Genomic DNA, 24917 nt, shown 5'->3' with positions numbered 1-24917 from the left:
CGTCCCGTACGGCGAGGAGCGCACGCGTCAGCGGGCATTGGGCTTGCGGTGCGGGGGCTGTTCCGGGGCCGTCAGGTGCTTCGGCGGTGGGACCGGGCGGGCCGTGGCGGCTCCCGGACGGAGCGTGACCGGGGCACCGTGGTGACGGATCGTCATGGTCGGCCCGTCGAGCAGCGAGTACGTGACGCTCTGCTGGGTGACCTCCACGCGCAGCCGGCGGCCGCGGAACTGGAGTGTGAAGGCGAGGCGGCTGAACTTCTCCGGCAGCCGCGGCGAGAACCACAGCTCCTCACCGGTGCGGCGGGTACCGCCGAACCCGACCACCAGCGCCTGCCAGGTACCGGCCAGGGAGGCGATGTGCAGCCCGTCGCGGGTGTTGTGCTCCAGGTCCTCCAGGTCCATGAGGGCGGCCTCGGCCGCGTAGTCGTAGGCCAGGCGCAGATGGCCCGCCTGGGCGGCGATGACGGCCTGCACGCAGGCCGACAGTGAGGAGTCCCGTACGGTCAGCGGCTCGTAGTAGGCGAAGTTGCGGGCGATGTGCTCCTCGTCGAACTCGCTGCCGCAGGTGTACATCGCCAGCACCAGGTCGGCCTGCTTGATCACCTGCTTGCGGTACAGGTCGAAGTAGGGGAAGTGCAGCAGCAGCGGGTACTGGTCGGCGCGGGTGCCGGCGAAGTCCCAGCGCTGGTAGCGCGTGAACCCGGCATGCTGCTCGTGCACGCCCAGCTCGGCGTTGTACGGGATGTTCATCGCCTCGGCCGCGTCCCGCCAGGTGGCGCTCTCCTCGTCGTCGGCGCCGAGCCGCTCCGCCTCCTTCGGATGGCGTTCGACGACGTCGGCCGCGGCCAGCAGGTTCGCCCGGGCCATCAGATTGGTGTACGTGTTGTCGTCGGCGATCGCGCTGTACTCGTCGGGGCCGGTGACGCCGTCGATGTGGAAGGTGCCGTGGTGGTCGTGGTGGCCCAGCGAACGCCACAACCGGGCCGTCTCCACCAGCAGTTCCACTCCGGTGTCGCGTTCGAAGTCCTCGTCGCCCGTCGTCGCGACGTAGCGCACCACGGCGTGCGCGATGGCGGCGTTCACGTGGAAGGCGGCGGTGCCGGCTGGCCAGTACGCCGACCCCTCCTGGCCCTCGATGGTCCGCCAGGGGAAGGCGGCGCCGCGCAGGCCCAGCTGGGCGGCGCGCTCCCGGGCGGCGGGCAGGGTGTTCTGCCGCCAGCGCAGCGCCTCGGTCACGGCGTCGGGCGAGGTGTAGGTCAGCACGGGGAGCACGAACATCTCGGTGTCCCAGAAGGCGTGCCCGTCGTAGCCGGAGCCGGTCAGCCCCTTGGCCGCGATCGCCCGTTCCTCGGCGCGGGCGCCGGCCTGGAGGACGTGGAAGAGGGCGAAGCGCACGGCCTGCTGGATCTCCTCGTCGCCGTCCACCTCGACGTCGGCACAGGACCAGAAGTCGTCGAGGTACGCCCGCTGTTCATCGACCAGGCCGGTCCAGCCGCCGTGCGCGGCGGCCGCCAGGGCGGCGTCGACCTGGTCGCTCATCGCGGGCAGGGAGCGGGCGCCGGACCAGCCGTGCGCGACGAACTTCTCCACCCTCAGCCGCTGTCCCGGTTCGAGGACGGAGGTGACCGTCAGCCGGGCCAGGTGGGGATGGCTCTCGCTGTCGGTCGTGGTGTGCTCGGGTCCGGAGATCACGTGGTCGGCGGCCACGGCCACCCGCAGTCCGCTGTTCCGGGTGCGGTGGACCAGCCGCAGCCGTTTGCCGGACGCGAAGTCGTCCTCCGGCTCCAGCGGGGACTCCAGGGCCATCGCCGCCCGGGGGTCGCCGTCGGACTGGGGCATCTGCTCGTTGGCCACCAGCTCCGACTGGATGACCACGCGCGCCTGGGAGCCGACGGGCTCCACCTCGTAGGCGACCGCGGCGATCGACCGCTGGGTGAGGGAGACCAGGCGGGTGGAGCGCACCCGGACCGTCGTGCCGGCCGGGGAGATCCACTCGCAGGTCCGCTCCATCACCCCGCGGCGCAGGTCGACGGTGCGCTCGTGGGAGACCAGCCGGCCGTAGCGCAGGTCGAACGGCTCGTCGTCGACGAGCAGCCGCAGCACCTTGCCGTTGGTGATGTTGATGACCGTCTGGCCCGACTCGGGGTAGCCGTAGCCGGCCTCCGCGTACGGCAGCGGGTGCACCTCGTACACGCCGTTGAGGTAGGAGCCGGGCAGTCCGTGCGGTTCGCCCTCGTCGAGGTTGCCGCGCCAGCCGATGTGCCCGTTGGACAGCGCGAAGACGGACTCGCTCTGGGCGAGGACGTCGAGGCTGAGTTCCGTCTCGCGTACGGACCACGGCTCGACGGCGTACGAACGGTGGGTGATCACTCGGTTCCTCCTCCCCCGCCGAGAAGTTCGGCGAGGTCCTTGACGACCACGTCGGCGCCGTGCGCGTACAGCGCGTCGCGCTGGCCCACGCGGTCGACGCCGACGACGTATCCGAAGCGGCCCGAGCGGCCCGCCTCCATGCCGGCCAGCGCGTCCTCGAAGACGGCGGCCCGCCCGGCGTCGGCGCCGAGGTCGCGGGCGGCGGCCAGGAAGGTGTCGGGCCGGGGTTTGCCGGGCAGCGCGCGTTCCCGGGCGACCACTCCGTCGATGCGGACGTCGAAGAGACGTTCGGCGTCGATGGAGTGCAGGACGTCCCGGGTGTTGGCGCTGGAGGAGACGATCGCGGTCCGCAGGCCCTCGGCCCGGACGGCCAGGATGTAGCGCAGGGTGCCCTCGTACGCCTCCACACCCTCGGTACGGATTTTCTCCAGGAGGAGTTCGTTCTTGTGGTTGCCGACCCCGTTGACCGTCGGGGCGTCCGGCGGGTCGTCGGGGCTTCCCTCGGGCAGTTCGATGCCGCGGGAGGCGAGGAAGGTGCGCACCCCGTCGGCGCGGGGGCGGCCGTCGACGTACTCGTCGTAGTCGGCGACCTGGTCGAAGGGCCGGAAGCCGGCGCCCTCCCGCTCGCGCAGGAAGGCGTCGAACGTCTCCTTCCAGGCGGCCGCGTGCACCACGGCCGTCTTGGTGACCACCCCGTCGAGGTCGAAGAGGCAGACGGTGATGTCTTCGGGCAGACCGAGCTGTGTCATAAAGGCACCTTTCCCCGCATCGCGGCTTTGAGAGGGTGCCGAGTGCCACATCCGGCCGATGCCACATCCGGCGTTCGGTCGCGGCGAACGGTCGTCGGTCCCGCGGCCATCGTGCTCCCGGCGGCGGGCGTACGCCGGTCGCGCGGGCGCGTCCTCCCCTCGGTGCCGGGATCCGTCCCCGCCGACCGGGTGACACACTGTGCCGTGTGCCGCCGGCCTTCGACGACCTCCTCGCCCGTGCCCGAGCCCTCCCCCGTGCCGGACACCGGGCGATCCTCGGTGTCGCGGGCAGCCCGGGCGCGGGCAAGTCGACCCTGGCCGAGCACCTGGTGCGGGCACTGAACGGGTACGGGGACGGGGAGCCATGGGTGGCGCACGTGCCGATGGACGGCTTCCACCTCGCCGACGTCGAACTCGACCGGCTCGGCCGCCGGGACCGCAAGGGCGCTCCGGACACCTTCGACGCGGCGGGGTACGCGGCGCTGCTGCGCCGGCTGCGCGAGGAGCCGGACGAGACGGTGTACGCGCCCGGCTTCGACCGCGTCCTGGAGCAGCCCGTCGCCGGCACCGTCCCGGTACCGCCGTCGGCCCGGCTGGTGGTGACGGAGGGCAACTACCTGTTGCTGGACACCGGACTCTGGGCGCGGGTGCGGTCCCGGCTGGACGAGGTCTGGTTCTGCGAACTCGACGAGCCGGAGCGCGTGCGCCGCCTGGTCGCCCGCCACGAGGAGTTCGGCAAGTCGCACCAGGAGGCGGTGGCCTGGGTCCTGGGCACCGACCAGCGCAACGCGGACCTGGTCGCGGCGACCCGGTCCCGCGCGGACCTGATCGTGCCGCGGTCGGCCCTGCCGCCCCGCACCCGCGCGGCCTGAGCCCGCCCGGTCCCGCTCGTCCGGCGCGACGGGCGCCCCTGCCGCGTTGGACTATGTTGGGCCTCTGTGGGAGACAAAGGAGGCGCCTCGGTGCCATCGCCGCAGCAGGCACGCGCACAGGCGTCAGCGATCACCTCGGGAAAGACGGTTCCACGGGCGGAGGCCGCCCCCGCGTCCCAGCTCAGAACGATCTTCGACGGGCCCCATCTGTCTCCCGGGCAGCGCCGCATCGCCCAGTACCTGATCGAGAACATCACCGAGGCGGCGTTCATGTCGATCACGGAGCTCGCCGACCGGGTCGGCGTCAGCCAGCCGTCGGTGACGCGGTTCGCCGCGGCGGTCGGCTTCAGCGGTTACCCGGCGCTGCGCGAGAGGCTCCAGTCCATCGCGCTGCGGACGCTGGCGGGCGGGCCGGGCACGGCCGTGCAGGACCGGAGCAACGAGCTACAGGCGGCCGTCGACGCGGAGATCGGCAACCTGGAGAACCTGCGCCGGGACTTCGCCGACCCCGGCCTCGTGATCGACACCGGCCGCGAGTTGTCGCGCTCGACCCCGCTGACCGTGCTCGGCCTGCGCATCTCGGGGTCGCTCGCCGAGTACTTCGCCTACGCGGCGCGGCGTATCCATCCGGACGTGCGGCTGGTGACCCGCGGCGGCAGCGTCGCCTACGACGCGCTGCTGCAGGCCCGGGAGGCCGGCGGTACCTGGGTGCTGGCCTTCTCCATGCCCCGGCACGCCCACGAGACCCTGGCCGCCGTCCGTGTCGCCCGCGGCGCCGGGCTCAAGGTGGCCGTGATCACCGACCTGGCGCTCGGGCCGGTGGCCGACGAGGCCGACGTCACCTTCGCCACCGGGACCGGGTCCCGCCTGGTCTTCGACTCCTACGCCGCGCCCGGCGTGATGTGCGCGGCCCTGCTCCAGGCCATGACCGACGCCGACCCGGAGCGGACCCACGCCCGGCTGGAGGAGTACGAGCAGATCGCCGACCAGCACCACTTCTTCCTCCGGGACTGACCGGCTCACCACCGGTCCTCCACGGCCGGCGCGGCATCGGACGATCGACGTCTCCGTGCGGGCAATGCAAGCGGGCGTGAATGTTTACATACTCCTTGCCAACCGAACGGCATATATAAATACTGCTCACAGATCACGGCCCGGCCCAACCCCGGTACGTGCCACACCCTGCACGGGCACCTCGAGCCGCCGTCTCCCACCGGCGTCGGCACACGGGGTGCCGGGTCGGGCATCGCCTGCGCGAACGCCCGCGGCGGCCCCGGTCATCCCCTAGGCCGGGGCCGCTCACCTCGTCGTACCACCCCTCCACGACGCCGCACACCCGGAAGCGATGACCATGCCCCCGACGACCACGCGCCTCAGCCCGGACTGGCCCCGCCAGGTCAAGACCCCCGGCAGCTACGACTGGGAACGCTCCGCGGCCAAGTGGCTGCGCGAACTGGTCCCGGCGCGCTACGGCAGCTACCCCGCGCTGATCCGCCACCCGGTGCTGCTCGCCCGCCATGCGCGGATACAGGTCGAGCAGGAGATCCGGGTGGCCCGCACCGCCCTCCAGACCGCGCGCACCGAACTGCCCCGGTTGGGCATGCCCGAGTCGGTCATCGAGCACACGATCAAGCTGTACGCCGCCGAACTGCTGCAACTCCAGCACATCGCCCGCAGCGTTCGCGCGGTGACGGAGGCACTCGTGGAGCGCGCCGGACACCGGTGAGACCTCCCGGCCGCGCTCACCACGCGCCGGGTCGCGCGTGAATCAGGGCCGGCAATCCGGTGATCGGACCGGCCGGTATGTGCGATGCTCGACGCGTGACCAGCGAGCCCGCCGTTCCCGCGGAGTCCGGCACCGTCCCCGACATGGCGGCGCTGGCCAAGGTGGTGGCGAGGCAGCGGGCCGAGCTCGACCGGCTCCAGGACCAGGCGGCGGCCTCGGCCGTACTGGAGCGGGCCAAGGGAGCGCTGATGGCGCTGACCGGCTGCGCCGCGGAGGCCGCGTACGAGGAGCTGCTGGCGCGGTCCAAGGCCGCGAACCGCACGCTCATGGAGGAGTGCTGGATCACGCTCGGCGCCCTTCGGTCCCGGCCGGACCACGCCGGCGCCGAGCCGGCCACCCCGTCCCCCGCACCCGCGGGCACCGCGCCCTCCTCCGCACGGCCCGCACCCTCCGACGCGGGGCCGGCAGCCGCCGAGACCGGGACGGACGTCCCCGACGGAAGCGGCAGCTCGGACGTGCTCGCCGTACTCGGCCGGGCCCTCGTCCGCGTCCGCACCCCGCGGGACCTCGCCCGGTGTCTGCTGGACCATCTCTCCGTGCCCGTGGGGGCCGCCGCGGTGATGATCTACCGGCGGCTGCCCGCCGGAGGGCTGGAGCTGATCGGCCACGCCGGCATCGACGACGTGTTCGCCGACCTGTGGCGGCACGTGCCCCCGGTCAGCGGGGTGGCCGCGCGCCACCCCCTCGACACCCGCGAGGAACTGTGGCTGGAGGACCTCGCCGAGGACAGCAAGCGGTACCTGCCGATCGGGGGCCCGGCCGGACCGTGGCTCACCCGCGCCTGGTTGCCCGTGCTCAACGGGGACGCGGCGGACGCCGTCATCGGTGTGCTGCGCGACCGCCCCGGCCCGTTCCTCCCGGACGTCCGGGAGCTGCTGCGCGGGGCGACCCGGCTGTGCGCGGGCCGGCTGCGCGCCTTCACCGCCTGGCCGGAGCCCGCCGTGACGGGCGCCGCGGACGCGGCCAAGGCTGTGGTCCACGCCCTGTTCGACGCGCTGCCCGGCACCACGCTGCTGCTCACCCCGCTGCGGACACCGACGGGCGAGGTCGAGGACTACCGCATAGACGCCGCGACGGCGCGGACCGTCGACACGGTCGGCCGCGGCGGACGCGAACTGGTCGGCCGGCGGCTCCTCGAGTGCTGGCCGGCCGCCGCCCGGGAGCCGCTGTGGCAGGGCTGGCTGGACACGCTGACCGGCGGGGAGCCCTACGAGGGCGAGCCGTTCGCGCGGCAGGAACTGGTGGCGGGCGGGCAGGAGTTGTCCACGTACTCGGTGCGGGCCGCCCGCCTGGGCGACGGTCTGGTGGTCACCTGGCTGCGGCACGAGTCCTCCGACCGGCAGGAGCAGCGCCTGGCGGACATTCAGCGGCTGGGTCATCTCGGCTGGGCCACCTGGAACCTGGTCAGCCGGGAGGCGGTCTGGTCGTACCAGGTCTACGAGTTGTGCGGCCGCGACCCCGGCGACGGACCGGTCCGCCTGGCCGAACTGCCGGAGCTCGCCCTGCCCGAGGACGCACCCGGGCTGGCCCGGGTGGTGCGCGAACTGCTCACCGAGGGCAAGCCGTTCGACGTGCCGTTCCGGATCAGGACGGCGGCCGGGGTGCGGCATCTGCGGCTCGTCGCCGAGGCCGTCCCGGACGCCGAGGGCACACCGGTCCAGGTGCACGGCTTCGTACAGGACCTCACCGCGCAGCGCAGCGCCGAACTCGCCCTCGTCGAGAGCGAGCGGGCGATCCTGGCGCAGCACGGGATCCTCCAGGCCGAGCGGACTCTGGCGGGCCGGCTCCAGCACGCGCTGCTGCCGCTGCCGCGGCGGCCCGTACGGCTGGCCGGGCTGCGGGTCGACGTGGTCTATCTGCCCGCGCAGTCCGGGATCCACGTCGGCGGTGACTGGTTCAGCGCGATCGAACTGCCGGGCGGCGACGCGCTGTTCGTGATCGGCGACGTCGCCGGGCACGGCATCGACGCGGTGGCCACCATGGCCCAGCTCCGTTTCACGGCCAAGGGCATGATCTTCACCGGTTCGGCGCTGACGGACGCGCTCCTCGGACTGAACACCCTGCTGCTCCACTCCCGGGACACCCGTCGCACGGCCACCATGGTGCTGGCCCGCTACAAGCCGGCCGAGCGCCGTCTGCTGTGGGTCCAGGCGGGACACCCTCCGCCGCTGCTGCTGCGCCGGGGCGAGCCCCGCTACCTCGACCGTCCGCGCGGTGTCCTGCTCGGGGCGACCGGAACCCCGGTGTACGAGGAGGCGGAGTGCCGGCTGGAGCCGGGAGACCGGCTGCTGCTGTACACCGACGGCCTGGTCGAGCGGCCCGGGGAGGGCATCCAGGAGGGCCTGGAGCGACTCGCCGCGGCGGCCGCGACCGGCCGCGGCGGTCCGGCCGGTGCGCTGGGGCCGCTGCTGGCCTCGATGCTGGAGGGCGAACGCCGCGACGACGTCTGCGTCCTGGACCTCCGGGTGCCCGCGCAGCCGGTGTAGGCCCCGCTCGCCGGGGCCCTCACCGCAACCCTCCCCGCACCGTCCGCCGCGTCCAGCGCGGCCGCCGGGTGACGCCGGTCCGGCGCGGCCGCCCCCGACCGGTTCATCCGCCGTCGACCGTCGTACGGGACTCCAGCGCGCGGCGGGTGTCGTCGCCGTAGACGCCGGTCTCGTCGCCGCTGATGCCGTACCAGAGCTGGAAGCGGGCGACGGCCGCCCTCAGTTCGCCGTCGTAGCGGCCGTCGGCGGAGCCGTCGCGGTAGACGTCCGGGACGCGCAGGAGGCGTTCTTGCAGTTCGGTGACGTCCGGGCCGCTGTCGCCCTCGCGCAGGGTGCCGGCGCCGTCCGGATCGGCCGGCGCAGTGCCGGTGGCGGTGGCGATGGGGGTCGCGGCCCGGGTGGGCGTGGCGGCGGCGCTCGCGGACGGTCGCGGTGGGGCCGCCGCCGCGCCGGCGGCCTCGCCCCGGGCGGGCAGCAGGAGGGCGCAGCCGAAACCGAGCAGCGCGGCCGAGGCCACGGCGACCGCGACGGCGGCCCCGCGCAGTGAGCGCCCCGCCGCGTCCTGCTCCAGGACCGGGGCCCGGCGGGGTGCGGGACCCCGAGGTGCGGGACCCCGAGGTGCGGGACCCCGAGGTGCGGAGCCCCGAGGTGCGGGACCCCGGGGTGCGGAGCCCCGAGGTGCGGGACCCCGGGGTGCGGAGCCCCGAGGTGTGAGGCTCCCGGCCGATGCGGCCGGGAGTTCCTCGGTCGCCGCGTCCTCGACGGATCCGTCGGGCGGCCCCGGCGGATGCTCGCCGCCGGTGTCCCGCTGGTACTCCCTGAACTCCCGCATGAGCTCGGCGAGGGCGTCGGTCCGTCTGGGCCGGATGACGCGTACCGGCTCCAGGGGCGCCCCGTCGTGCGGCTGTCCGTGTCCGGGCGGTGTCGACACACTGCACTCCTCACGCTCTGCGTCCGGGCCCCGTCCCGAGGAGTGATACGCGGCCGCCGCTCGGCCGGTTCAGCGCCGCCCGCGGTGCGGCTCGCGGTGGCGGCTCACCCGGCGGCTGCGAGGAAGCGGCGCAGGGAGGACTTCATCGCGGCGACGAAGGCGTCCCGTCGTGTGTCGTCGACGGCGTCCAGGGACAGGTACGGGTTGAGGTCCTCCAGTTCGACCAGCAGCAGTTCGCCGCTCGGGGCGCGGCAGGCGTCGACCCGCTGGATGCCGTGGGCGAGGGTGTTCCATTCGACGAAGCTCCGGGCGAACTCCAGGTCCTCGCGGGAGGGTTCGTAGGGGCGCAGTTCCCAGCGCCGTGCCGGGTCCGGGGCGTGGAGGGCGTACTGGAAGTCGTGGTCGACGAAGTAGAACGAGACCTCGTAGGCGAAGTCGATGTGCGGCTGGACAAGGAGGCCGCCGCCGGCCAGGCCGGGCAGTTCCCCGGCGGGGACGATGCGCAGGCCTATGGAGTCGGCTCCCATCTTGGGCTTGACCACGTAGCGGTCGGCCGCGGGCAGACGGTGCAGGTCCTCGGGGCGGTCGACGGTGGGGATGACCGGGCGGCCGGCGGCGCTGAGGTCGAGGAGGTACTGCTTGCCGGCCATGTCCGCGCGGCCGGTGAGCGGGTTGTAGACCGGTGTCTTCCGGTCCAGGGCCCGGGCCCGGAAGTCGTCGTAGGCCGCCTGGTACTCCAGGACGGGTCCGCTGTTGCGCACGACGACGGCGTCGAAGGCGTCCATCAGCGCGGCGGCGTCCCGGGGGTGGCACAGGGCCAGGTCGAAGTCCTCGCGCAGGCGCGAGGTGAGCCGGATGTCCTCGTCGCAGTAGCGGCGCCCGCGGGCCGGGTACGCCAGGTCGGTGACGTAGAGCAGACAGGAACGAACGGACGGCATGGCTGTCTCCTGGAACGTGGTGTCCGGTGGGACGGACGAGGAGCGGGAGAAGGTGAGGAAAGGTTACTGCGCAAACCGCCGGATGCTCCCCTTGCACTCGGTTCCCCATCAGGCTGCACCGAGTGCCCTCCACGCCCGTCCGGATGCTACGTTCCGGTCCATGAGCTCCAGCAGCGCCGCGTCCCGCCGCGGTGAGAAGGCGCGGACGGCGGCCGGGCGGACGCCCATGCGGGAGGCCCTCGTGGCGGCGGCGTTCCGGCTGTTCCTGGAGCGCGGCTACGAACAGACCACCGTCGACGACATCGTGGCGCTCGCCGGGGTCGGACGGCGGTCGTTCTTCCGCTACTTCCCCTCCAAGGAGGACGTGGTCTTCCCCGACCACGAGCGGTACCTGGCCGACATGACGGCCTTCCTCGCCGCCGGCGGCGAGGAGGACGAACCCGTGCGGCGGGCCTGCGACGCGGCCCGCCTGGTGCTGCGGATGTACGCGGAGAACCCGGCGTTCTCCGTCCAGCGCTACCGGATCACCAAGCGCGTACCGGGGCTGCGGGCGTACGAGTTGTCGGTGGTGTGGCGCTACGAGCGCGCGCTCGCCGGCTATCTGCGGACCCGCTTCACGCAGCGGCGCGACGGGACGCTGCGGGCGGACGTGATCGCGGCGGCGGTGGTCGCGGCGCACAACAACGCCCTGCGCTCGTGGCTGCGTTCGGACGGACGGGGCGACGCGGCTGCGGCGGTGGACCACGCGCTGAACCATGTGCAGGCCGCCTTCTGCGACCCGGCCGCCCCCCGCGCCGAACGGCGGCCCGGGCCGGCACAGGAGGACGTGGTCGTCGTGGTCGCGCGGCGCGGAGCGCCCCTGTGGCGGGTGGTGCGGGAGGTCGAGACGGCGCTCGCGGAGGGCCTGCGGCCCCCGGACTGAGGGCAATTGAGGGTACGCAGTGCCTTTACGAGTGACACCCAGTGCCATACGCTGGGCGTGTGCACGGTGGCGCGACCACCGTGCACACGCGTGCCCGGGTGCGCCGCGCACAAGGGATTCCGGCCGAGCGCAGGGAGTTGACCAGCGTGTACCACCACTCAGGAAACACCGTTCTTGCGGCAGCCGACTCCACGACCGGCCTTCTCGAGCCCGCGGCCCACGACTCGCGAGCCCTGTACTTCCAGCGCTGCACCTGGTGCGGGACGGCCGTGTACCACCGGCTGCTGTGCCCGGTGTGCCGGGGCAGCGACCTGCGCACCGAGCGCAGCGCGGGCACGGGCACGGTCCGCCACTCCACGGTGGTGAACCGCAACTCCCCCGCCGCGCGCAATGTGTCGCTGATCGAGCTGAGCGAGGGCTTCGTCGTACGGGGACGGGTCATGGGGCCGCCCATCGGCATCCACGGCGGCGACCGGGTCCGGCTGTCCACGGCGAAGGACCCGGTGCGCGGCGAGCCGGTCTTCCAGCTGGTCGACGAGCCGTACGGCGCCTGGAGCTGACCGGCGGTCAACCGCTCACGACGTTGACCGGCCGTCAACCACCCGCGACGTCCGAGCGATCCCGCTCCGGCACACTGTCTGCGGCGACCGGTCGGTCGGGCCCCGCGAGTCGGAGCGCCACGGCGGCGAGCGTCAGCACGGCGCACCCGGCGTAGACGCAGCCGGGCCAGGCGAGCAGCGCCGGATAGGCGCCGGGGTGGACCAGGCGGTCCTCGGCGCCGATCAGGAAGGGCAGCACGCGGGCGACGGTGACCACGGCCCACCACGCGAGCGCGACGCGGCTGAGCAGGCGGCCGCGGAGGGGTCCGTGGGCCAGCCAGATCATGGCGGGCAGGCACCAGATCCAGTGGTGGCTCCACGAGACGGGGCTCACCAGCAGCCCGTACAGCTCCACGGCGACCAGGACACCGAGCAGGTCGTGCCGCCGTACGGCGGAGCGCAGGGCACAGACCAGCGCCACGGTCACCAGAGCGAGCACGGACCAGAGGACCACGGCGGCGGTGGTGTCCTGACCGAGCAGTCTGGCGACGGCACCGCTCAGCGACTGGTTGCGCACCGACCAGACCGGGCCGACTCTGGCGGTGTCCGTGACGAGCGTGGACCAGTAGCGGGCGGACTCGCGCGGGGCGACACCCCAGGCGAGCGCCGTCGCCGCCGCCGCGGCCACGACCGCCCACGCGGCGGCCCGCCACTGCCGGGTCGCCAGCAGATACAGCCCTCCGACGGCCGGGGTCAGCTTCACCGCCGCCGCCAGACCCACCCCCGCTCCCCTGCCCGGCGCCGCGCGCGGCACGGCCAGGCCCCACAGGACCACGGCGCCCAGCAGCAGATTGACCTGACCCTGGTCGAGGGTGTGGCGCACGGGCTCCAGCCACAGCCCGGCGGCGGCCCAGAGCAGAGCGCGCGGCCGGACCCGGCCGCCGGGACGCGGGCCCAGCAGCCGCACCGCGCACACGGCGACGACGACCAGGGCCGCCACGGACAGCGACTGCCAGAGCGCGACCAGCGCCGCCCAGGGAAGCCGCGCGAGCGGCAGGAACACGAGTGCGGCGAAGGGCGGGTAGGTGAACGGCAGCCGCGGGATGGGCGGGGTGGTGCGCAGCGCGTAGTCGTACAGGCCGCCGGAGAGCACGTGCGGCGCGGCCTCGCGGTAGACGCGCAGGTCCAGCGGGTGGGTGGGGTGGGTGACGACGGCTGCGACGTGCACCGCCAGGGAGACGGCCAGGCACCAGCCGGCATGGCCGGTGAGCCATTGTCCGATCCCCCGGCTCCTGGCCCAGATCCCTCGCACCGCACCAGCCCCGTCGTCTCGCAGCGCCCCGCACACTAGCCCAGCGGGTACCGCGTGCGGCGGCTGCCACGCGGTCAGAGGGTCACGCGGATTCCGACGGTTCCTCCCAGACCGCGGCGCAGTCTGCTGCCCAGGAGGGTGAGGCGGCCGATCACGCCGTACTTGCGGGCGATCAGCCCCCGGTAGCGGGCGGTGGTGTCCGCGTCGCAGATCTCCGCCCGCGCCTCCACCTGTTCCCCGGTCGGATGCCCGCGCAGGTCGCAGGGGCCGACGAGGACGTCGGCGCGGTTGCGGATCCGCTTGACCTTCCAGGAGTCGGCGGTCGTCCACACACCGAGCGCGTCGCCGTCGCGCACCACCCAGACCGGGGTGGCGACCGGGGTGCCGTTCCTGCGATAGCTGGTGACGAGCAGGTACTTCCCCGCTCCGAGCCGCTCCACCGGGGTGTCGTCCATGCGCCGCAGTCTAGGCCCGGCGTGACAGTGGAAGACTCGGGCTGTGGTCCGGGACGACGAGGACGGGGCGGGACGGATGATGTGGGACGGGGTACGTGAGGTCGCCTGCGACGAGTCGGGGTCCGACGGTGAGAACCTCACCGACGGCAACACCGACGTCTTCGCGCACGCCAGCGTGCTGCTGCCGGCGGAGTCCGCGGCCGGGTGCGTGCAGGAGATACGGAACCGGATCCGCTCGCCCGCGGAGGAGTACAAGGCCGGCCATCTGCTGCGGGAGAAGCACCGGGCGGTACTGGAGTGGGTGCTCTCCCCTGCCGGGCCGCTGTACGGGCACGCCCGGGTGGACCTCACCGATAAGGCGTTCTTCGTGGTGGACCGCGCCCTGGACCTGCTGCTCGGGGACGCGGCCGGGGCGGACGCCCTGTACGGCACGGGGCGAGAGGCCTTCGGCGCGGACGGATGGCGGCGGTTCCTGCGGGCGGCCAACCGGCTGCTGCGGGCCAGGAGCGACGCGGAGCCCGTGGACCCGGTGGACGCCTTCTTCGCCCATGTCGAGGAACTGCGGCGTGTGAAGGTTCCCGAACCGGCCGCGGCGGTTCTGGAGCGGCTGGCCGGCAGCCGGGAGCGCGCCGAGGCCTACCGGGCCCGGGTCACCGCCGGCCCGCCCCTGATCCCCGCGCTCAACCCGCTGCTGCCCGCGATCCTGCGGACGGCCGCGCTGTGGAGCGCGCCGCGAACCGCCGTGCGGCTCGTGCACGACCGGCAGAACATGCTCACTCCCGACCGCGTCGACTGGCTCCTGCGGACGGCCCGGCAGCGGGGTGTGGCCCTGGACGGTGTGGAACTCGTCCACTCGCGGCTGGACCTGCGGGTGCAGCTCGCCGACTTCCTCGCCGGCGTCGCCCGCAAGCTCGCCTCCGACGAGCTGAACGGCTGCGGCGACCCGGTGCTCACCGCGCTGCTGCGCCCCTACGTCGGTACCTCCTCCGTCTGGGGAGACGCCCCGAGCTGGGCCCTCCTCGGCCCGCTCCCGGACGGCCGCGGCCGGGGGACGCGGGCCGGCTCGGGGGCGCGGCTCCCCTGTTGAGCGGGCGCGCCCGAAGAAGATCACCCGAGCGCTGAACACAGCCGTGCCGCGCCACGTATGGAGGAGGGGCGCTCAACGACCGTAGCGCCTCGCGGTGTTGAGACCGCGCGTTCGGGTTCGGGAGCCATGCATGGGGCACGCACGACGACGGGTCGTCCGGCGGGTGGCACGGCTGACGGCCGTCGCGGGACTCCTTCTGGGGGGCGCGATGGTCGCGCAGGCGGCGATGGCGAGCGAGCCTCCCGACGCCTCCGCCGCGCGTGGCACCGCGGGGCCGGCCGGCACGTCCGGCACGTCCGGCGCCGACCTGGTGGCCCGGCTCGGCACCTCGCGCACGGCGGGCAGCTGGATCGGCTCCGACGGGCGCCCGGTGGTCGCCGTGACCGATGAGGGGACGGCGGCGGAGGTGCGGCGGGCGGGCGCCGAGGCGAAGATCGTGCGGCACAGCATGAACGAGCTGAAGGCGGCCACCGCGGCCCTGCGCGCGGCGCCCCGGGTGGCCGGCACGGCCTGGACGATGGACTACCGCGCCAACCGGGTGACGGTCGAGGGCGACAGCACGGTCTCCGCCTCCGACTGGGCCCGGATGACCGAGGTCGCCGGCAGGGTCGGTGGCTTTGTACGCATGGAGCGCACCGAGGGCGCCTTCACCACCCGTCTCAACGGGGCGCAGCCCATCCTGTCGACCGACGGGCGCTGCTCGGCGGGTTTCAACGTGACCGACGGGCGGACCGACTTCATCCTCACCGCGGGCCACTGCGGGCCCACCGGTTCCCTCTGGTTCGCCGACGGCCAGGGCGACCGGCAGCTCGGCAGGACGGTCGCCGGGTCCTTCCCGGGCGGCGACTTCTCGCTGGTGCGGTACGACTCCGGCAGCGCGGGCCAGGGCGCCGACGTGGTGGCGATCGGCGGCGGCAACGGCGTACGGATCACGGGGGCGGGCGATCCGGCCGTGGGGCAGCGGGTGTTCCGCAGCGGCAGCACGAGCGGGCTGCGCGACGGCGAGGTGACCGGACTGGACTCGACGGTGAACTACCCCGAGGGCACCGTCACCGGTCTCATCCGGACCACGGTGTGCGCCGAGCCGGGCGACAGCGGCGGTCCGCTGTTCTCCGAGGGGATCGCCCTGGGGGTGACCTCGGGCGGCAGCGGCGACTGCACACGGGGCGGTACGACGTTCTTCCAGCCGGTCACCAAGGCGCTGTCCGCGCTCGACGTGCGGCTGATCGTGTCCGACGCGCGGCAGGACACCGGGCAGAGCGCGGAGCCGTCCGCCCCGGCCACCCACAGCGCCATCGCCCCCGGCACGGCCTCCCCCGGCTCCTCGGCGCCGGTGGCCGGCGGCGCCGACGGGACCACGCCGCTCTCCCGGCTCTCCGACCCCGAAAACGTCGGCCCCGGTCTCCTGATCATGGGGGGCAGTCTGATCGCCCTGGTGGCCACCCGCTGGATCCGCGCGGAACGGGACCGCAAGGCCTACCAGAGGTACTACTCGGCGACGTGGAGCTGACGAGAAGGACGGACGGCGGCGACGGGCGGACCGACGGCGGAGGTCGGAGGGCAGAGGTCGGAGCCGGTTCAGGCCGCCCTGTCGGATTGCGGGGCGGCCGCGGCCCACTCCATCACCAGGCGCTGGTACTCCTCGCGCTGCTCGGTGGTCAGAATCCCGCCCGACCTGCGCCACAGCGCCCGGATCTCCTCGTTGACCTCCGCGGCCGATCGCTCGGAGACGGGTTCAACACTGGTGGACATGCCGTGAAGCATATGCCGCCCGGCGTGAAGGCGCTGTGAATAAGTACGAGCGATACAGACATATCGGACCGTGTCGCTCATCACGTCAATTCGGCAGGTCACCGGCGTGAGTTCGCACTCGGCCGACGGGTCTCGGTGTCGGCCTGCCCGTGCCGTCAGGTGCCCGGCTTGCGCCCGTAGACGAACACGTCGTCGCCCTTCTTCAGCAGCGACCAGTATTTCTTGGCGTCCTTCGTCGTCATGTTGACGCAGCCGTGCGAACCCGGCGGGTTCCACATGCTCAGGCCGACGGAGTGGAAGGCCTGACCGCCGTCGAAGAACTGACTGTAGGGCATGGGCACGTTGTAGACGGTCGAGACGTGGTCGATGTCCCGCCAGTAGATCTTCTTCAGGCCGGTGCGGGTCGTGTACCCCTTGCGTCCCGTGCGCACCGGTACCGGCCCGTAGACGAGCCGACTGCCGTCCTGGATCCAGCTGAGCTGGAGGGTGAGGTCGACGCAGGCGATACGGCCTTTGTTGACCGGGCACTTGCCGCTCTTGTTGGGCTTCTTGCCGACGGCCTTCTGCTTGTTCATGAGGTTCATCACGCCCCAGGTGACGGAACCCGCGTAGCCGATGTTCGGCGTGATGCCGTGCTTGTTCTGGAAGGCCCGGATGGCCTTGCAGTCGGCGGCCGACTGCCGTCCGTCCACGGGCCGCCCGAGGAACTTCTCCACTTGCTTCTGGTACGGTCCCGCCTGCGTCGTACAACTCGCCGCCTGCGCCGGTGCCGTACCGAGCGCGAGCGTGAGTGGCGCCACCAGCCCCGTGACGCCCAGTACGACCGCTCCCCGCCTGCCGATGTCCCTCATAACGACCTTGCCCCCTAGGTGCGTTCCGGCACTTCCCGACACCTAGACCCGTGGCGGGGCACATCGGTTGCGCAGCGGCGCGTGCCGAGACGAAACGGTGACACGCGCCCGGCGGTCGAGGCCGGGGCCGGGCGGTCCGCTCAGGTGTCCCCCTCCTCCCGCTCCTCCTGAACGGCCGCGCGGAAAGCGGTGTTGACCGCGGTGAGGCCGCCGTCGACGGTCAGGGTGGTGCCGGTGATCCAGGCCGCGTCGCGGGAGGCGAGGAAGGCCACCGCGGCGGCGATGTCCTCCGGTTCGCCGACCCGGCCCAGCGGGTACAGGCCGCGGACCCGGTCGAGTTCGACCTCCCGTCCCTCCCAGGCCGAGGTGCGGACCGTGCCCGGCACCACCAGGTTGACGCGGACGCCGCGGGAGGCGGCGTGTCCGGCGAGGGTACGGGTGAGCGAGGCAAGCCCCGCCTTCGCCGCGCTGTAGCCGTGGTTGCCGAAGTCCTGGACGCCGTTGACCGAGCCGATGCCGACGATCGCTCCCCTGCCGCCCGCCGCCAGGTGGGGCAGGGCGGCGCGGCAGCAGCGGTAGGCGCCGGTCAGGGTGATGTCGAGGTCGCGGGCCCACACCGCTTCCGGGTCGTCCTCGAACAACGGGGTGTCGGGCGTGCAGTGGGCCGCGCAGTTGACCAGGACGTCGAGGGATCCGAAGGTCTGGACGGCCAGGTCCACGGCCGCCTGGACCGCCTCCCGGTCCGCGACGTCCAACGCGTGTGCCCGGGCCGTGAGTCCACGCTCGCGCAGCGCCGCCGCCGTGTGCTCCGCCACGTCCCCGTCCAGGTCGGTGACCAGGACCCCGGCCCCCTCCTCGGCCAGCCTGCGCGCGGTGGCCGCGCCGATGCCCCGGCCCGCACCGGTGATGAGAACCCCGTGTCCGTCGAACCGCCCACTGTCCGTCATGCGCCGAACCTACTTCCCCGAAGGCCTCCCGGGCAGTCGGCGCGCACCATGTCCTCGCTCCGGCGAGTCCCGCAACTCCCCACGCCCGTCGGCGTCGTGGCCGACGGGCCGGGAGATGCGATGCCGTGGTGGGGCGGCGCCCGGTCAGCGGTAGCCGGTCGGGTCGGCGGGCCCGCCCGCGTCCTGGACCTCGACGAGGTACCGCCAGGCGTCGGGGCGGCTGCCGTCCAGGTCGGTGAAGCCGTAGTCCTGGGCGAGCCCGCCGCTGGAGAGGGAACGGCCGTTCCAGCGGGCCACGTCCGGGTCCGCGGCCAAGGCGGCCACGGCGCGGCCCACATAGCGCGGGGTCTCGGAGATGGCGAAGTGCGGAACGCGGTCCAGGGCTTCGCGCCAGTTGTCCTCCCGGACCCCGAAGTGGTCGAGCATCAGCTCCGAGCGCAGCCAGCCGGGGGTGAGGGCCACCGCCGTGGCGCCGCGCGGGCCGAGTTCGTGGCCGAGCGCGAAGGCCATGCGCAGGACGGACGCCTTGGCGAGGTCGTAGAAGAAGTTGACGCGGTAGGTGTCCCGGTTGTACTCGGCGGTGCCGTCGGTCATCTCCACCACCAGACCGCCGGGGTGACGCAGCAGCAGCGGCAGGGCGTGATGGCTGGTGATCGCGTGTGTCTCCACCGCGAGCCGGAGCAGCCGCAGCCCCTTGTCGAGGTCGTGCTCCCACACCGGGGTGTCCCACGCGAAGAGGTGCTCCGCGCCCCAGATGTCGTTGACGAGGACGTCGAGACGGTCCTGCTCGCGCGCGATACGGTCCACGAGGGCGCGGACCTGGCCGGGCTCCAGATGGTCGGCCGGTACGGCGATGCCGTGGCCGCCGGCCTCGGTGACCAGGTCGGCGGTGTCCTCGATGGTCTCGGGGCGGTCGTACTCGGAGCGGCGGGCGCGGGTGGTGCGTCCGGTGACGTAGACGGTGGCGCCGGCCGCGCCGAGCTCCACCGCGATTCCCCGTCCCGCTCCCCGCGTCGCCCCCGCGACCAGCGCGACCTTGCCTTCCAGTGGGCCCGGCATGTCCGACCTCCCGATGCGTCTTCCGTCGATGCCGTCATCGAGAGTGCCGGGGAAACCGGACACCTTCTGTCGCCTTTCGGCGCGGGAAACGGCGCGGGAAACGGTGGAACGCGGGCGGGAAGCGGTGAAACGCGGGCGGGCCGCACGAGCACCTCCCGGTCCCGTACGGCCCGCCACCCGGGCTCCCCACCCGCTTCTCCCGCGTCAGTGCCCGCGGGCGATCCACTCCTCCAGGTGCGGGGCCTCGGCACCGATGGTGGTCGGGTCGCCGTGGCCGGTGAGGACCTTCGTCTCGGGCGGCAGCGTCAGCAGACGGTCGCGGATCGAGTCGATGATCGTCGGGAAGTGGGAGTAGGAACGGCCGGTGGCCCCGGGACCGCCCTGGAAGAGCGTGTCGCCGGTGAAGACCACGCCGAGTCCGGGGTCGTACAGGCAGATAGCGCCCGGGGCGTGGCCGGGCGTGTGCAGGACCTTCAGGTCGGCGCCGGCCGCCTCGATGACCTGGCCGTCGACCAGGTGCTCGTCGGGGTCCCGGTTCGGGTGGGTCATCTTCCACAGCGGCAGGTCGTCGCCGTGCAGCCAGATGGTCGCGCCGGTGAGGTCGGCGAGCGCCGGGGCGGCGTTGACGTGGTCGTTGTGGGCGTGGGTGCACACGATGGCGGTCAGCCGGCGGTCGCCGACCGCCGCGGCGATGGCCTCGGCGTCGTGGGCGGCGTCGATGACGACGGCCTCATGGTCGTCGCCGACGATCCACACGTTGTTGTCGACGTCCCAGGTGCCGCCGTCGAGCGTGAACTGCCCGGAGGTGACGAGGCGTTCGATACGGGCGGCCATCAGAGCACCACCACCGAGCGCAGCACGTCGCCGTGGTGCATCCGCTCGAACGCCTTCTCCACCTCGTCCAGTTGGATGGTCTCGGTGACGAACTTGTCCAGCGGCAGGCGTCCTTGCAGATGCAGGTCGATGAGCATCGGGAAGTCCCGGGAGGGCAGGCAGTCGCCGTACCAGCTCGACTTCAGCGCCCCGCCGCGTCCGAAGACGTCCAGCAGCGGCAGTTCCAGCTTCATCTCCGGGGTCGGCACGCCGACCAGGACGACCGTGCCGGCCAGGTCACGGGCGTAGAAGGCCTGTTGGTACGTCTCGGGGCGGCCGACCGCCTCGATGACGACGTCGGCGCCGAAGCCGCCGGTCAGCTCGCGGATGGCCTCGACGGGGTCGTTCTCCTTGGAGTTGACCGTGTGCGTGGCGCCCATGGTGCGGGCGGTCTCCAGCTTGCGGTCGTCGATGTCGACGGCGATGACCTTCGCCGCGCCCGCCAGGTACGCACCGGCGATCGCCGCGTCGCCGACACCGCCGCAGCCGATGACGGCGACCGAGTCGCCGCGGCCGACGCTGCCGGTGTTGATCGCCGCGCCGATGCCGGCCATCACGCCGCAGCCCAGCAGCCCGGCCACCGCCGGGGAGACCGACGGGTCGACCTTGGTGCACTGACCGGCCGCCACCAGGGTCTTCTCGGCGAACGCGCCGATCCCGAGCGCCGGGGAGAGTTCGGTGCCGTCGGTCAGGGTCATCCGCTGCCGCGCGTTGTGGGTGTCGAAGCAGTACCAGGGCCGCCCGCGCAGACAGGCACGGCACTTGCCGCACACGGCCCGCCAGTTGAGGATGACGAAGTCCCCGGGCGCGACGTCGGTGACGTCGTCGCCGACCGACTCCACGACGCCCGCGGCCTCGTGGCCGAGCAGGAACGGGAACTCGTCGTTGATTCCGCCCTGCTTGTAGTGCAGGTCGGTGTGGCAGACGCCGCAGGCCTGGATCCGCACGACGGCCTCTCCCGGCCCCGGGTCCGGCACGACGATCGTCTCGACCCGCACCGGTTCGTTCTTGCCGGGTGCGATCACGCCGCGCACTTCCTGCGCCATGGTGGTGGTCCCTTCCGTCGAGCGGTGTACGTCCCCCGACCCTACGTCCGACTGATCGGTAAGGGACACCGAGGGGGCCTCTGATCTGCGGGGACGGGCGGGCGAGGCGCGGGTGCCCGGCCCGCGGGGCGGAAGCTCAGCGCTGGCTGGCGGGAACCGGCCCGAAGACCGGCGGGACCAGGCGGGTGACCTGGTTCAGCCGGCCCACCTGGTTGAGATCGCGTACGCGGTCGACCCCGGACAGCCGTTCGGAGACCGTGGGCGGTTCGGCCCGGTGTTCGGCCGGGACGCGGGTCCCGGGGAGGGAGTCGAGCAGGCCGGGTGGCTGGAACCCGCCGACGGACGGGGCGCCCGCGGCGCTCGTGGGCAGCGTGGTCAGGCCCGTGACCGAGACGGCGCGTCCGACGGCGGCGACGACGCGTCGAGTGCAGACCATGCCCTCGGCAACGCCGTCCGGGCCCGCCCGGACACGGGCCCGCGGCCACGCTCACCCGTCGGGCTCAGCGTCCGGACCCCGTTTGCCGCGCCCGCCGGGGCGGAGGAGTCTCGAACTGTGAGGCCCGCCGCGGCCCGCTCCTCGCAAGGGCCGCGGCCCTCGGAGGAGGTCCCGTCATGTCCACCTCGGCAAGCCCCGCCTTCGACACCGACACGCTGCGCCGCGGCATCGAAGGAGACACGGCGGACACGCTGCTGTCGCTCTACGCGGACGACGCGGAGATCCGCATCGTGGACCGCGACACCCAGCCCAGCAACCCCAAGGTCCTGCACGGCCGGGACGAGATCGGCACCATGCTCCAGGACGTCTACGGCCGCGACATGACGCACCGGCTGGAGCAGTGCGTCGTGCAGGGCGACCATGCGGCGTACGTGGAGTCCTGCCAGTACGCGGACGGCGGCCGTGTCCTCGCGGAGTCCATGGTCTCGCTGCGCGACGGCAGGATCGCCGAGCAGATACTGATCCAGGCATGGGACGAATAGGCGGGAGAGCCGCGAGGTTCCAGGTCGGCTCCCGTCCGACCCGGACCTTCTCGGCCCGCGCCGGCCTGGGCCGGTCCCGTTCGGCCCGGTCGCGCCTGCCGGGGGCCCTCGACCGCGGTGCCCCGCCTGGCGTCCGACGCGGCGGTCCGCTCGCTGCCGCGGGCGGCGCGGCCGCGTCCGGGCCGTACGGCGGTGCGCGGCCTTCGGCCGCGACGGGCCGTGTGGGTTAGGGTGAGGCGGGGCCGTGACTGGCGCTGAGGTGGAGCACCACCGGGGAGCGGTCCACGCAGAGTCGTGAGCCGCGCGCCTGGGCAATTCCCCGAACGCCCAGGAGTGGACCATGTCCCAGGCCCGTCCGATGGACGGCACCGCGCTCGCCCGCCGTGTCGTCGAGGAGACCGCGCGGAAGGCCGCCGCACTCACCGAGCGCACCGGTACGACGCCCTGTCTGGCGACCGTGCTGGTCGGTGAGGACCCCGCCTCCGTCACCTACGTACGGATGAAGCAGAACCGCTGCCGCAAGGCCGGTATCGACTCCCGCCATGTGGCACTGCCGGCCGCGACCACCACCGAGGAACTGGTCGACACGCTGCGGTCGCTGTCCAAGGATCCCGCCGTGCACGGCATCCTGCTCCAGCACCCCGTCGGCGAGCACATCGACGAGCGGGCCGCGTTCGAGGCGATCGCGCCCGAGAAGGACGTCGACGGGGTCACCTGCGCCTCGTTCGCGGCGATGAGCTTCGGCCTGCCGGGGTTCGTGTCCTGCACGCCCGGTGGCATCCTGCGGCTGCTGGACGCGTACGACGTCGAGCTGCGCGGCCGGCGTGCCGTCGTGGTGGGCCGCAGCGCGATCCTCGGCAAGCCCGTGGGGATGCTGCTGCTCGCGCGGGACGCGACGGTGACGTACTGCCACTCGCGGACCGCCGACCTGCCGGCCGCCGTGCGTGAGGCGGACGTCGTGGTCGCCGCGGTGGGCCGGCCCCGGCTCATCCGCGGCGAGGACGTCAAGCCCGGCGCCGTGGTGATCGACGCGGGCTACAACCAGGGCAACGTCGGCGACGTCGACTTCGACTCCGCCGTGCAGCGGGCCTCGCTGATCACTCCGGTGCCCGGTGGGGTGGGCCCGATGACGATCGCCACGCTGCTGGAGCAGACCGTGACGGCCGCCGCCCGGCAGCTCGGGGTGTGACCGGCGTACCGGAACCGGATCGGGGGTGCGACACCCCTCGGGTCGTTCACGGACGGCGGGCGGCCGCACGGCCATACTGGCCGTCGTGCGCGTAGCGATCATGACGGCGGGATCCCGGGGCGACGTCGCCCCCTTCACCGGACTGGGGCACGGCCTGGCTCTCGCGGGTCATGAGGTCACCCTGGTCACGCACGGATGCTTCGAACCGCTGGTCGCGGGCTCGGGCCTCGGCTTCCACCCGCTGCCGGTGGACCCGCGGGCCGAATTGGAGTCCTCGCGGGGCCGGGGACTCCACCGCAGCGCGACCGGCCCGGGCAAGATGCTGCGGGCCGTGGGGCTGGTGCGGGCGGCCATCGCCCGGATGACGGACGATCTGATCGCGGCGGCCGAGAAGAGCGACCTGCTGCTGCTGGCCGGCTCACTCGGGCCGGTCGGGCACGCCATCGCCGAGGCGCTGAACCTGCCCAGTGTGAGCGCCCATCTGCAACCCCTCTCCCCCACAAGGGAGTTCGCCCCCCCGCTGCTGGGCGGCGGACACTGGGGCGGAGCTGCGAACCGCCTCGCCGGACACGGCGTGGACCTGGCCGTGGAGCGGGTCTTCTCGGCGGCCGTACCCGCCGTGCGGACCCGGCTGGGGCTGCCCGCCCGCGCGGTCACCGGCCGCCGCGTCCGCCAGGAGCAGCGCGGGCCGGTGTACCACGGCTTCAGCCCGCTCGTGGTGCCCAGGCCCCGTGACTGGCGCAGCGCGCTCCAGGTGTGCGGGTACTGGTGGCCGTACGACCGTTACACCCAACTCCCGGACGGCCTGTGGGACTTCCTCGACGCGGGCCCTCCTCCGATCTACGTGGGGCTGGGCAGCGCCACCGTGCCCGACCCCGGGCGACTCAGCGACACCATCGTGCGCGCGCTGCGCCGGGCCGGACTGCGCGGTGTGGTCCAGCAGGGCTGGGCGGGGCTGGAGGCGTCCGGCGAGGACATGCTGACCATCGGCGAGGTCCCGCACTCGGCCCTGTTCCCGCGGCTGGCGGGCGTGGTGCACCACGCCGGGGCGGGCACGACCGCGGCCGGGCTGCGGGCGGGCGTCCCCGCGGTGCCCGTGCCCGTCCAGTTCGACGAGGGCTTCTGGGCCGATCGTCTCGTCGGCCTCGGCGTGGCACCCTGCTCGGTTCCGCTGCGCGGCCTCACCGCGGACAACCTCGCCGCGGCCCTGGTCCGCGCCACCCGTGGCTACGGACACCGGGAACGGGCACGGGCCCTGGGCGCCCGGATCCGCGAGGAGAACGGCCTGGCACCGGTACTGAACGCGGTCGAACAACTCGCCCGCTAGTGCTGTGGCCGGAAAGGTTTGCCGGGAAGCTCGCGGCGTCCGGTGCCGGGGGCACCTCCCACGCCGTTCAGGCAGTGGTTCCCGTGGTTTCCCGCAGTACGGACGCGGCACGGACGACGGGCCGGTCGGCTAGCTATAGCTAGAGCGGGTCGGCCCCTGTGCCCAGACGGCGGCGGCCTGGCGACCGCGTCACCACCTGACCCTCATTCCCGGAGGCAGGAGACTCGGCGGCAGCCCGTTCCGCAGCCGTACGGCCTCGCTCGCGGCTGTCGCCCATTGGCAACAGCTCCGGTTCGGCGGCGGGTTGGGGACCGGTGCCCAAGGGGCGGCGGGGGGGTGATCACGGCCCGAGTCTCGCAGTTCGCCGGACGGTCCAGCACGACGGATCCAGCCGCATCGCGGCAGCATGGCGCCTGGCCGTCCGTGTTCACGGTACGAGCAGGCCGGG

Annotated in this window: 25 protein-coding genes and 1 riboswitch; of the genes, 12 read left to right on the top strand and 13 right to left on the bottom strand. The window is 73.4% G+C overall.

The genetic code is table 11. From position 1 onward, the window contains the following. Nucleotides 1–27: 27 nt before the first annotated feature. Both ACIQMV_RS23170 and ACIQMV_RS23165 read right to left on the bottom strand, forming a co-directional pair. Nucleotides 28–2370, bottom strand: a complete 2343-nt coding sequence (locus tag ACIQMV_RS23170) for a glycoside hydrolase family 65 protein (protein ID WP_402595144.1) — start codon at nt 2368–2370, stop codon at nt 28–30. Continuing rightward, complete coding sequence (locus tag ACIQMV_RS23165) at nt 2367–3119, bottom strand: HAD-IA family hydrolase (RefSeq protein WP_402595142.1); 753 nt, start codon at nt 3117–3119, stop codon at nt 2367–2369. Before ACIQMV_RS23165 ends, ACIQMV_RS23170 begins: the two co-directional genes overlap by 4 nt. A 206-nt stretch (nt 3120–3325) precedes the next feature. On the opposite strand from ACIQMV_RS23165, the gene ACIQMV_RS23160 reads away from it, so the two are divergent. From ACIQMV_RS23160 to ACIQMV_RS23145, 4 genes are all read left to right on the top strand, one after another. After that, the gene (locus ACIQMV_RS23160) at nt 3326–3991 is read left to right on the top strand and encodes a nucleoside/nucleotide kinase family protein (protein WP_402595141.1); all 666 of its coding nucleotides are present in this window, start codon (nt 3326–3328) and stop codon (nt 3989–3991) included. A 90-nt stretch (nt 3992–4081) separates the two neighbouring features. Beyond that, the gene (locus tag ACIQMV_RS23155) at nt 4082–5005 is read left to right on the top strand and encodes a MurR/RpiR family transcriptional regulator (protein ID WP_388477328.1); all 924 of its coding nucleotides are present in this window, start codon (nt 4082–4084) and stop codon (nt 5003–5005) included. Between the two features lie 331 nt (nt 5006–5336). Then, entirely contained in the window at nt 5337–5717 is a 381-nt protein-coding gene (locus tag ACIQMV_RS23150) for a hypothetical protein (RefSeq protein WP_172632751.1), read from the top strand. 143 nt (nt 5718–5860) lie between these two features. Continuing rightward, entirely contained in the window at nt 5861–8263 is a 2403-nt protein-coding gene (locus ACIQMV_RS23145) for a SpoIIE family protein phosphatase (protein WP_402595219.1), read from the top strand. A 103-nt stretch (nt 8264–8366) separates the two neighbouring features. On the opposite strand, the gene ACIQMV_RS23140 is transcribed toward ACIQMV_RS23145, so the two are convergent. Beyond that, nucleotides 8367–8780, bottom strand: coding sequence for a peptidoglycan-binding protein (locus ACIQMV_RS23140; protein ID WP_402595139.1), 414 nt, complete (start codon nt 8778–8780; stop codon nt 8367–8369). Nucleotides 8781–8851: 71 nt separating this feature from the next. Between ACIQMV_RS23140 and ACIQMV_RS23135 the strand changes: the two genes are divergently transcribed. Next, on the top strand, nt 8852–8977 hold the full coding sequence (locus ACIQMV_RS23135) for a hypothetical protein (RefSeq protein ID WP_402595138.1): 126 nt from the start codon (nt 8852–8854) through the stop codon (nt 8975–8977). A gap of 321 nt (nt 8978–9298) precedes the next feature. Here the strand turns inward: ACIQMV_RS23135 and ACIQMV_RS23130 are convergent, their stop codons facing one another. Next, a complete protein-coding gene (locus ACIQMV_RS23130) occupies nt 9299–10132 on the bottom strand; it encodes a hypothetical protein (protein WP_402595136.1) in 834 nt (277 codons plus the stop codon). A gap of 160 nt (nt 10133–10292) precedes the next feature. On the opposite strand from ACIQMV_RS23130, the gene ACIQMV_RS23125 reads away from it, so the two are divergent. Next, on the top strand, nt 10293–11054 hold the full coding sequence (locus ACIQMV_RS23125) for a TetR family transcriptional regulator (RefSeq protein ID WP_402595135.1): 762 nt from the start codon (nt 10293–10295) through the stop codon (nt 11052–11054). A 146-nt stretch (nt 11055–11200) separates the two neighbouring features. Further along, a complete protein-coding gene (locus ACIQMV_RS23120) occupies nt 11201–11614 on the top strand; it encodes a Zn-ribbon domain-containing OB-fold protein (RefSeq protein WP_402595217.1) in 414 nt (137 codons plus the stop codon). Nucleotides 11615–11648: 34 nt separating this feature from the next. Here ACIQMV_RS23120 and ACIQMV_RS23115 read toward each other — a convergent pair whose 3' ends face one another. Beyond that, a complete protein-coding gene (locus ACIQMV_RS23115; RefSeq protein ID WP_402595134.1) occupies nt 11649–12905 on the bottom strand; it encodes a glycosyltransferase 87 family protein in 1257 nt (418 codons plus the stop codon). A 74-nt stretch (nt 12906–12979) separates the two neighbouring features. Next, nucleotides 12980–13360, bottom strand: a complete 381-nt coding sequence (locus tag ACIQMV_RS23110; protein ID WP_388477342.1) for a PPOX class F420-dependent oxidoreductase — start codon at nt 13358–13360, stop codon at nt 12980–12982. A 76-nt stretch (nt 13361–13436) separates the two neighbouring features. Here ACIQMV_RS23110 and ACIQMV_RS23105 point away from each other — a divergent pair, with 76 nt between their 5' ends. Both ACIQMV_RS23105 and ACIQMV_RS23100 read left to right on the top strand, forming a co-directional pair. Continuing rightward, nucleotides 13437–14447 carry a hypothetical protein gene (locus ACIQMV_RS23105; RefSeq protein WP_402595215.1) on the top strand — a complete coding sequence of 337 codons (1011 nt, stop codon included), beginning with the start codon at nt 13437–13439 and terminating at the stop codon, nt 14445–14447. A 130-nt stretch (nt 14448–14577) separates the two neighbouring features. Next, complete coding sequence (locus ACIQMV_RS23100) at nt 14578–15957, top strand: S1 family peptidase (protein ID WP_402595132.1); 1380 nt, start codon at nt 14578–14580, stop codon at nt 15955–15957. Nucleotides 15958–16025: 68 nt separating this feature from the next. On the opposite strand, the gene ACIQMV_RS23095 is transcribed toward ACIQMV_RS23100, so the two are convergent. The 7 genes from ACIQMV_RS23095 to ACIQMV_RS23065 form a co-directional block, all read right to left on the bottom strand. Beyond that, nucleotides 16026–16211, bottom strand: coding sequence for a hypothetical protein (locus tag ACIQMV_RS23095; protein WP_402595130.1), 186 nt, complete (start codon nt 16209–16211; stop codon nt 16026–16028). Between the two features lie 143 nt (nt 16212–16354). Further along, nucleotides 16355–17050 (bottom strand): L,D-transpeptidase family protein, encoded by a 696-nt coding sequence (locus tag ACIQMV_RS23090; RefSeq protein WP_141355398.1) that lies wholly within the window; start codon nt 17048–17050, stop codon nt 16355–16357. Between the two features lie 140 nt (nt 17051–17190). Continuing rightward, nucleotides 17191–17997 carry an SDR family NAD(P)-dependent oxidoreductase gene (locus ACIQMV_RS23085; RefSeq protein WP_402595128.1) on the bottom strand — a complete coding sequence of 269 codons (807 nt, stop codon included), beginning with the start codon at nt 17995–17997 and terminating at the stop codon, nt 17191–17193. Nucleotides 17998–18141: 144 nt separating this feature from the next. Next, on the bottom strand, nt 18142–19056 hold the full coding sequence (locus ACIQMV_RS23080; protein ID WP_141355402.1) for an SDR family oxidoreductase: 915 nt from the start codon (nt 19054–19056) through the stop codon (nt 18142–18144). 204 nt (nt 19057–19260) lie between these two features. Beyond that, nucleotides 19261–19890, bottom strand: coding sequence for an MBL fold metallo-hydrolase (locus ACIQMV_RS23075; RefSeq protein WP_141355404.1), 630 nt, complete (start codon nt 19888–19890; stop codon nt 19261–19263). After that, complete coding sequence (locus tag ACIQMV_RS23070; protein ID WP_402595126.1) at nt 19890–20975, bottom strand: S-(hydroxymethyl)mycothiol dehydrogenase; 1086 nt, start codon at nt 20973–20975, stop codon at nt 19890–19892. Before ACIQMV_RS23070 ends, ACIQMV_RS23075 begins: the two co-directional genes overlap by 1 nt. A 136-nt stretch (nt 20976–21111) precedes the next feature. Beyond that, entirely contained in the window at nt 21112–21411 is a 300-nt protein-coding gene (locus ACIQMV_RS23065; RefSeq protein ID WP_402595124.1) for a hypothetical protein, read from the bottom strand. Between the two features lie 176 nt (nt 21412–21587). Between ACIQMV_RS23065 and ACIQMV_RS23060 the strand changes: the two genes are divergently transcribed. The 3 genes from ACIQMV_RS23060 (at nt 21588) to ACIQMV_RS23050 (ending at nt 24469) form a co-directional block, all read left to right on the top strand. Next, the gene (locus ACIQMV_RS23060) at nt 21588–21953 is read left to right on the top strand and encodes a nuclear transport factor 2 family protein (protein ID WP_225076615.1); all 366 of its coding nucleotides are present in this window, start codon (nt 21588–21590) and stop codon (nt 21951–21953) included. Between the two features lie 234 nt (nt 21954–22187). Then, nucleotides 22188–22273: riboswitch (ZMP/ZTP riboswitch) on the top strand. Nucleotides 22274–22293: 20 nt separating this feature from the next. After that, on the top strand, nt 22294–23142 hold the full coding sequence (locus ACIQMV_RS23055) for a bifunctional 5,10-methylenetetrahydrofolate dehydrogenase/5,10-methenyltetrahydrofolate cyclohydrolase (protein ID WP_401777097.1): 849 nt from the start codon (nt 22294–22296) through the stop codon (nt 23140–23142). Between the two features lie 100 nt (nt 23143–23242). Then, nucleotides 23243–24469 (top strand): glycosyltransferase, encoded by a 1227-nt coding sequence (locus ACIQMV_RS23050; RefSeq protein ID WP_402595213.1) that lies wholly within the window; start codon nt 23243–23245, stop codon nt 24467–24469. Nucleotides 24470–24917: the final 448 nt, after the last annotated feature.

The organism is Streptomyces sp. NPDC091412 (assembly GCF_044756885.1).
In the GTDB taxonomy this organism is placed as follows: domain Bacteria; phylum Actinomycetota; class Actinomycetes; order Streptomycetales; family Streptomycetaceae; genus Streptomyces.
This window is presented reverse-complemented; position numbering and strand designations above follow the sequence as displayed.

What these genes read in the sequence shown, in the direction of transcription:
- ACIQMV_RS23165 (WP_402595142.1), bottom strand. Translation starts at nt 3,119, where the DNA reads ATGACACAGCTCGGTCTGCCCGAAGACATCACCGTCTGCCTCTTCGAC.
- ACIQMV_RS23150 (WP_172632751.1), top strand. Translation starts at nt 5,337, where the DNA reads ATGACCATGCCCCCGACGACCACGCGCCTCAGCCCGGACTGGCCCCGC.
- ACIQMV_RS23145 (WP_402595219.1), top strand. Translation starts at nt 5,861, where the DNA reads ATGGCGGCGCTGGCCAAGGTGGTGGCGAGGCAGCGGGCCGAGCTCGAC.
- ACIQMV_RS23130 (WP_402595136.1), bottom strand. Translation starts at nt 10,132, where the DNA reads ATGCCGTCCGTTCGTTCCTGTCTGCTCTACGTCACCGACCTGGCGTAC.
- ACIQMV_RS23125 (WP_402595135.1), top strand. Translation starts at nt 10,293, where the DNA reads ATGAGCTCCAGCAGCGCCGCGTCCCGCCGCGGTGAGAAGGCGCGGACG.
- ACIQMV_RS23110 (WP_388477342.1), bottom strand. Translation starts at nt 13,360, where the DNA reads ATGGACGACACCCCGGTGGAGCGGCTCGGAGCGGGGAAGTACCTGCTC.
- ACIQMV_RS23105 (WP_402595215.1), top strand. Translation starts at nt 13,437, where the DNA reads ATGATGTGGGACGGGGTACGTGAGGTCGCCTGCGACGAGTCGGGGTCC.
- ACIQMV_RS23100 (WP_402595132.1), top strand. Translation starts at nt 14,578, where the DNA reads ATGGGGCACGCACGACGACGGGTCGTCCGGCGGGTGGCACGGCTGACG.
- ACIQMV_RS23095 (WP_402595130.1), bottom strand. Translation starts at nt 16,211, where the DNA reads ATGCTTCACGGCATGTCCACCAGTGTTGAACCCGTCTCCGAGCGATCG.
- ACIQMV_RS23090 (WP_141355398.1), bottom strand. Translation starts at nt 17,050, where the DNA reads ATGAGGGACATCGGCAGGCGGGGAGCGGTCGTACTGGGCGTCACGGGG.
- ACIQMV_RS23085 (WP_402595128.1), bottom strand. Translation starts at nt 17,997, where the DNA reads ATGACGGACAGTGGGCGGTTCGACGGACACGGGGTTCTCATCACCGGT.
- ACIQMV_RS23080 (WP_141355402.1), bottom strand. Translation starts at nt 19,056, where the DNA reads ATGCCGGGCCCACTGGAAGGCAAGGTCGCGCTGGTCGCGGGGGCGACG.
- ACIQMV_RS23075 (WP_141355404.1), bottom strand. Translation starts at nt 19,890, where the DNA reads ATGGCCGCCCGTATCGAACGCCTCGTCACCTCCGGGCAGTTCACGCTC.
- ACIQMV_RS23070 (WP_402595126.1), bottom strand. Translation starts at nt 20,975, where the DNA reads ATGGCGCAGGAAGTGCGCGGCGTGATCGCACCCGGCAAGAACGAACCG.
- ACIQMV_RS23065 (WP_402595124.1), bottom strand. Translation starts at nt 21,411, where the DNA reads ATGGTCTGCACTCGACGCGTCGTCGCCGCCGTCGGACGCGCCGTCTCG.
- ACIQMV_RS23060 (WP_225076615.1), top strand. Translation starts at nt 21,588, where the DNA reads ATGTCCACCTCGGCAAGCCCCGCCTTCGACACCGACACGCTGCGCCGC.
- ACIQMV_RS23055 (WP_401777097.1), top strand. Translation starts at nt 22,294, where the DNA reads ATGTCCCAGGCCCGTCCGATGGACGGCACCGCGCTCGCCCGCCGTGTC.
- ACIQMV_RS23050 (WP_402595213.1), top strand. Translation starts at nt 23,243, where the DNA reads ATGACGGCGGGATCCCGGGGCGACGTCGCCCCCTTCACCGGACTGGGG.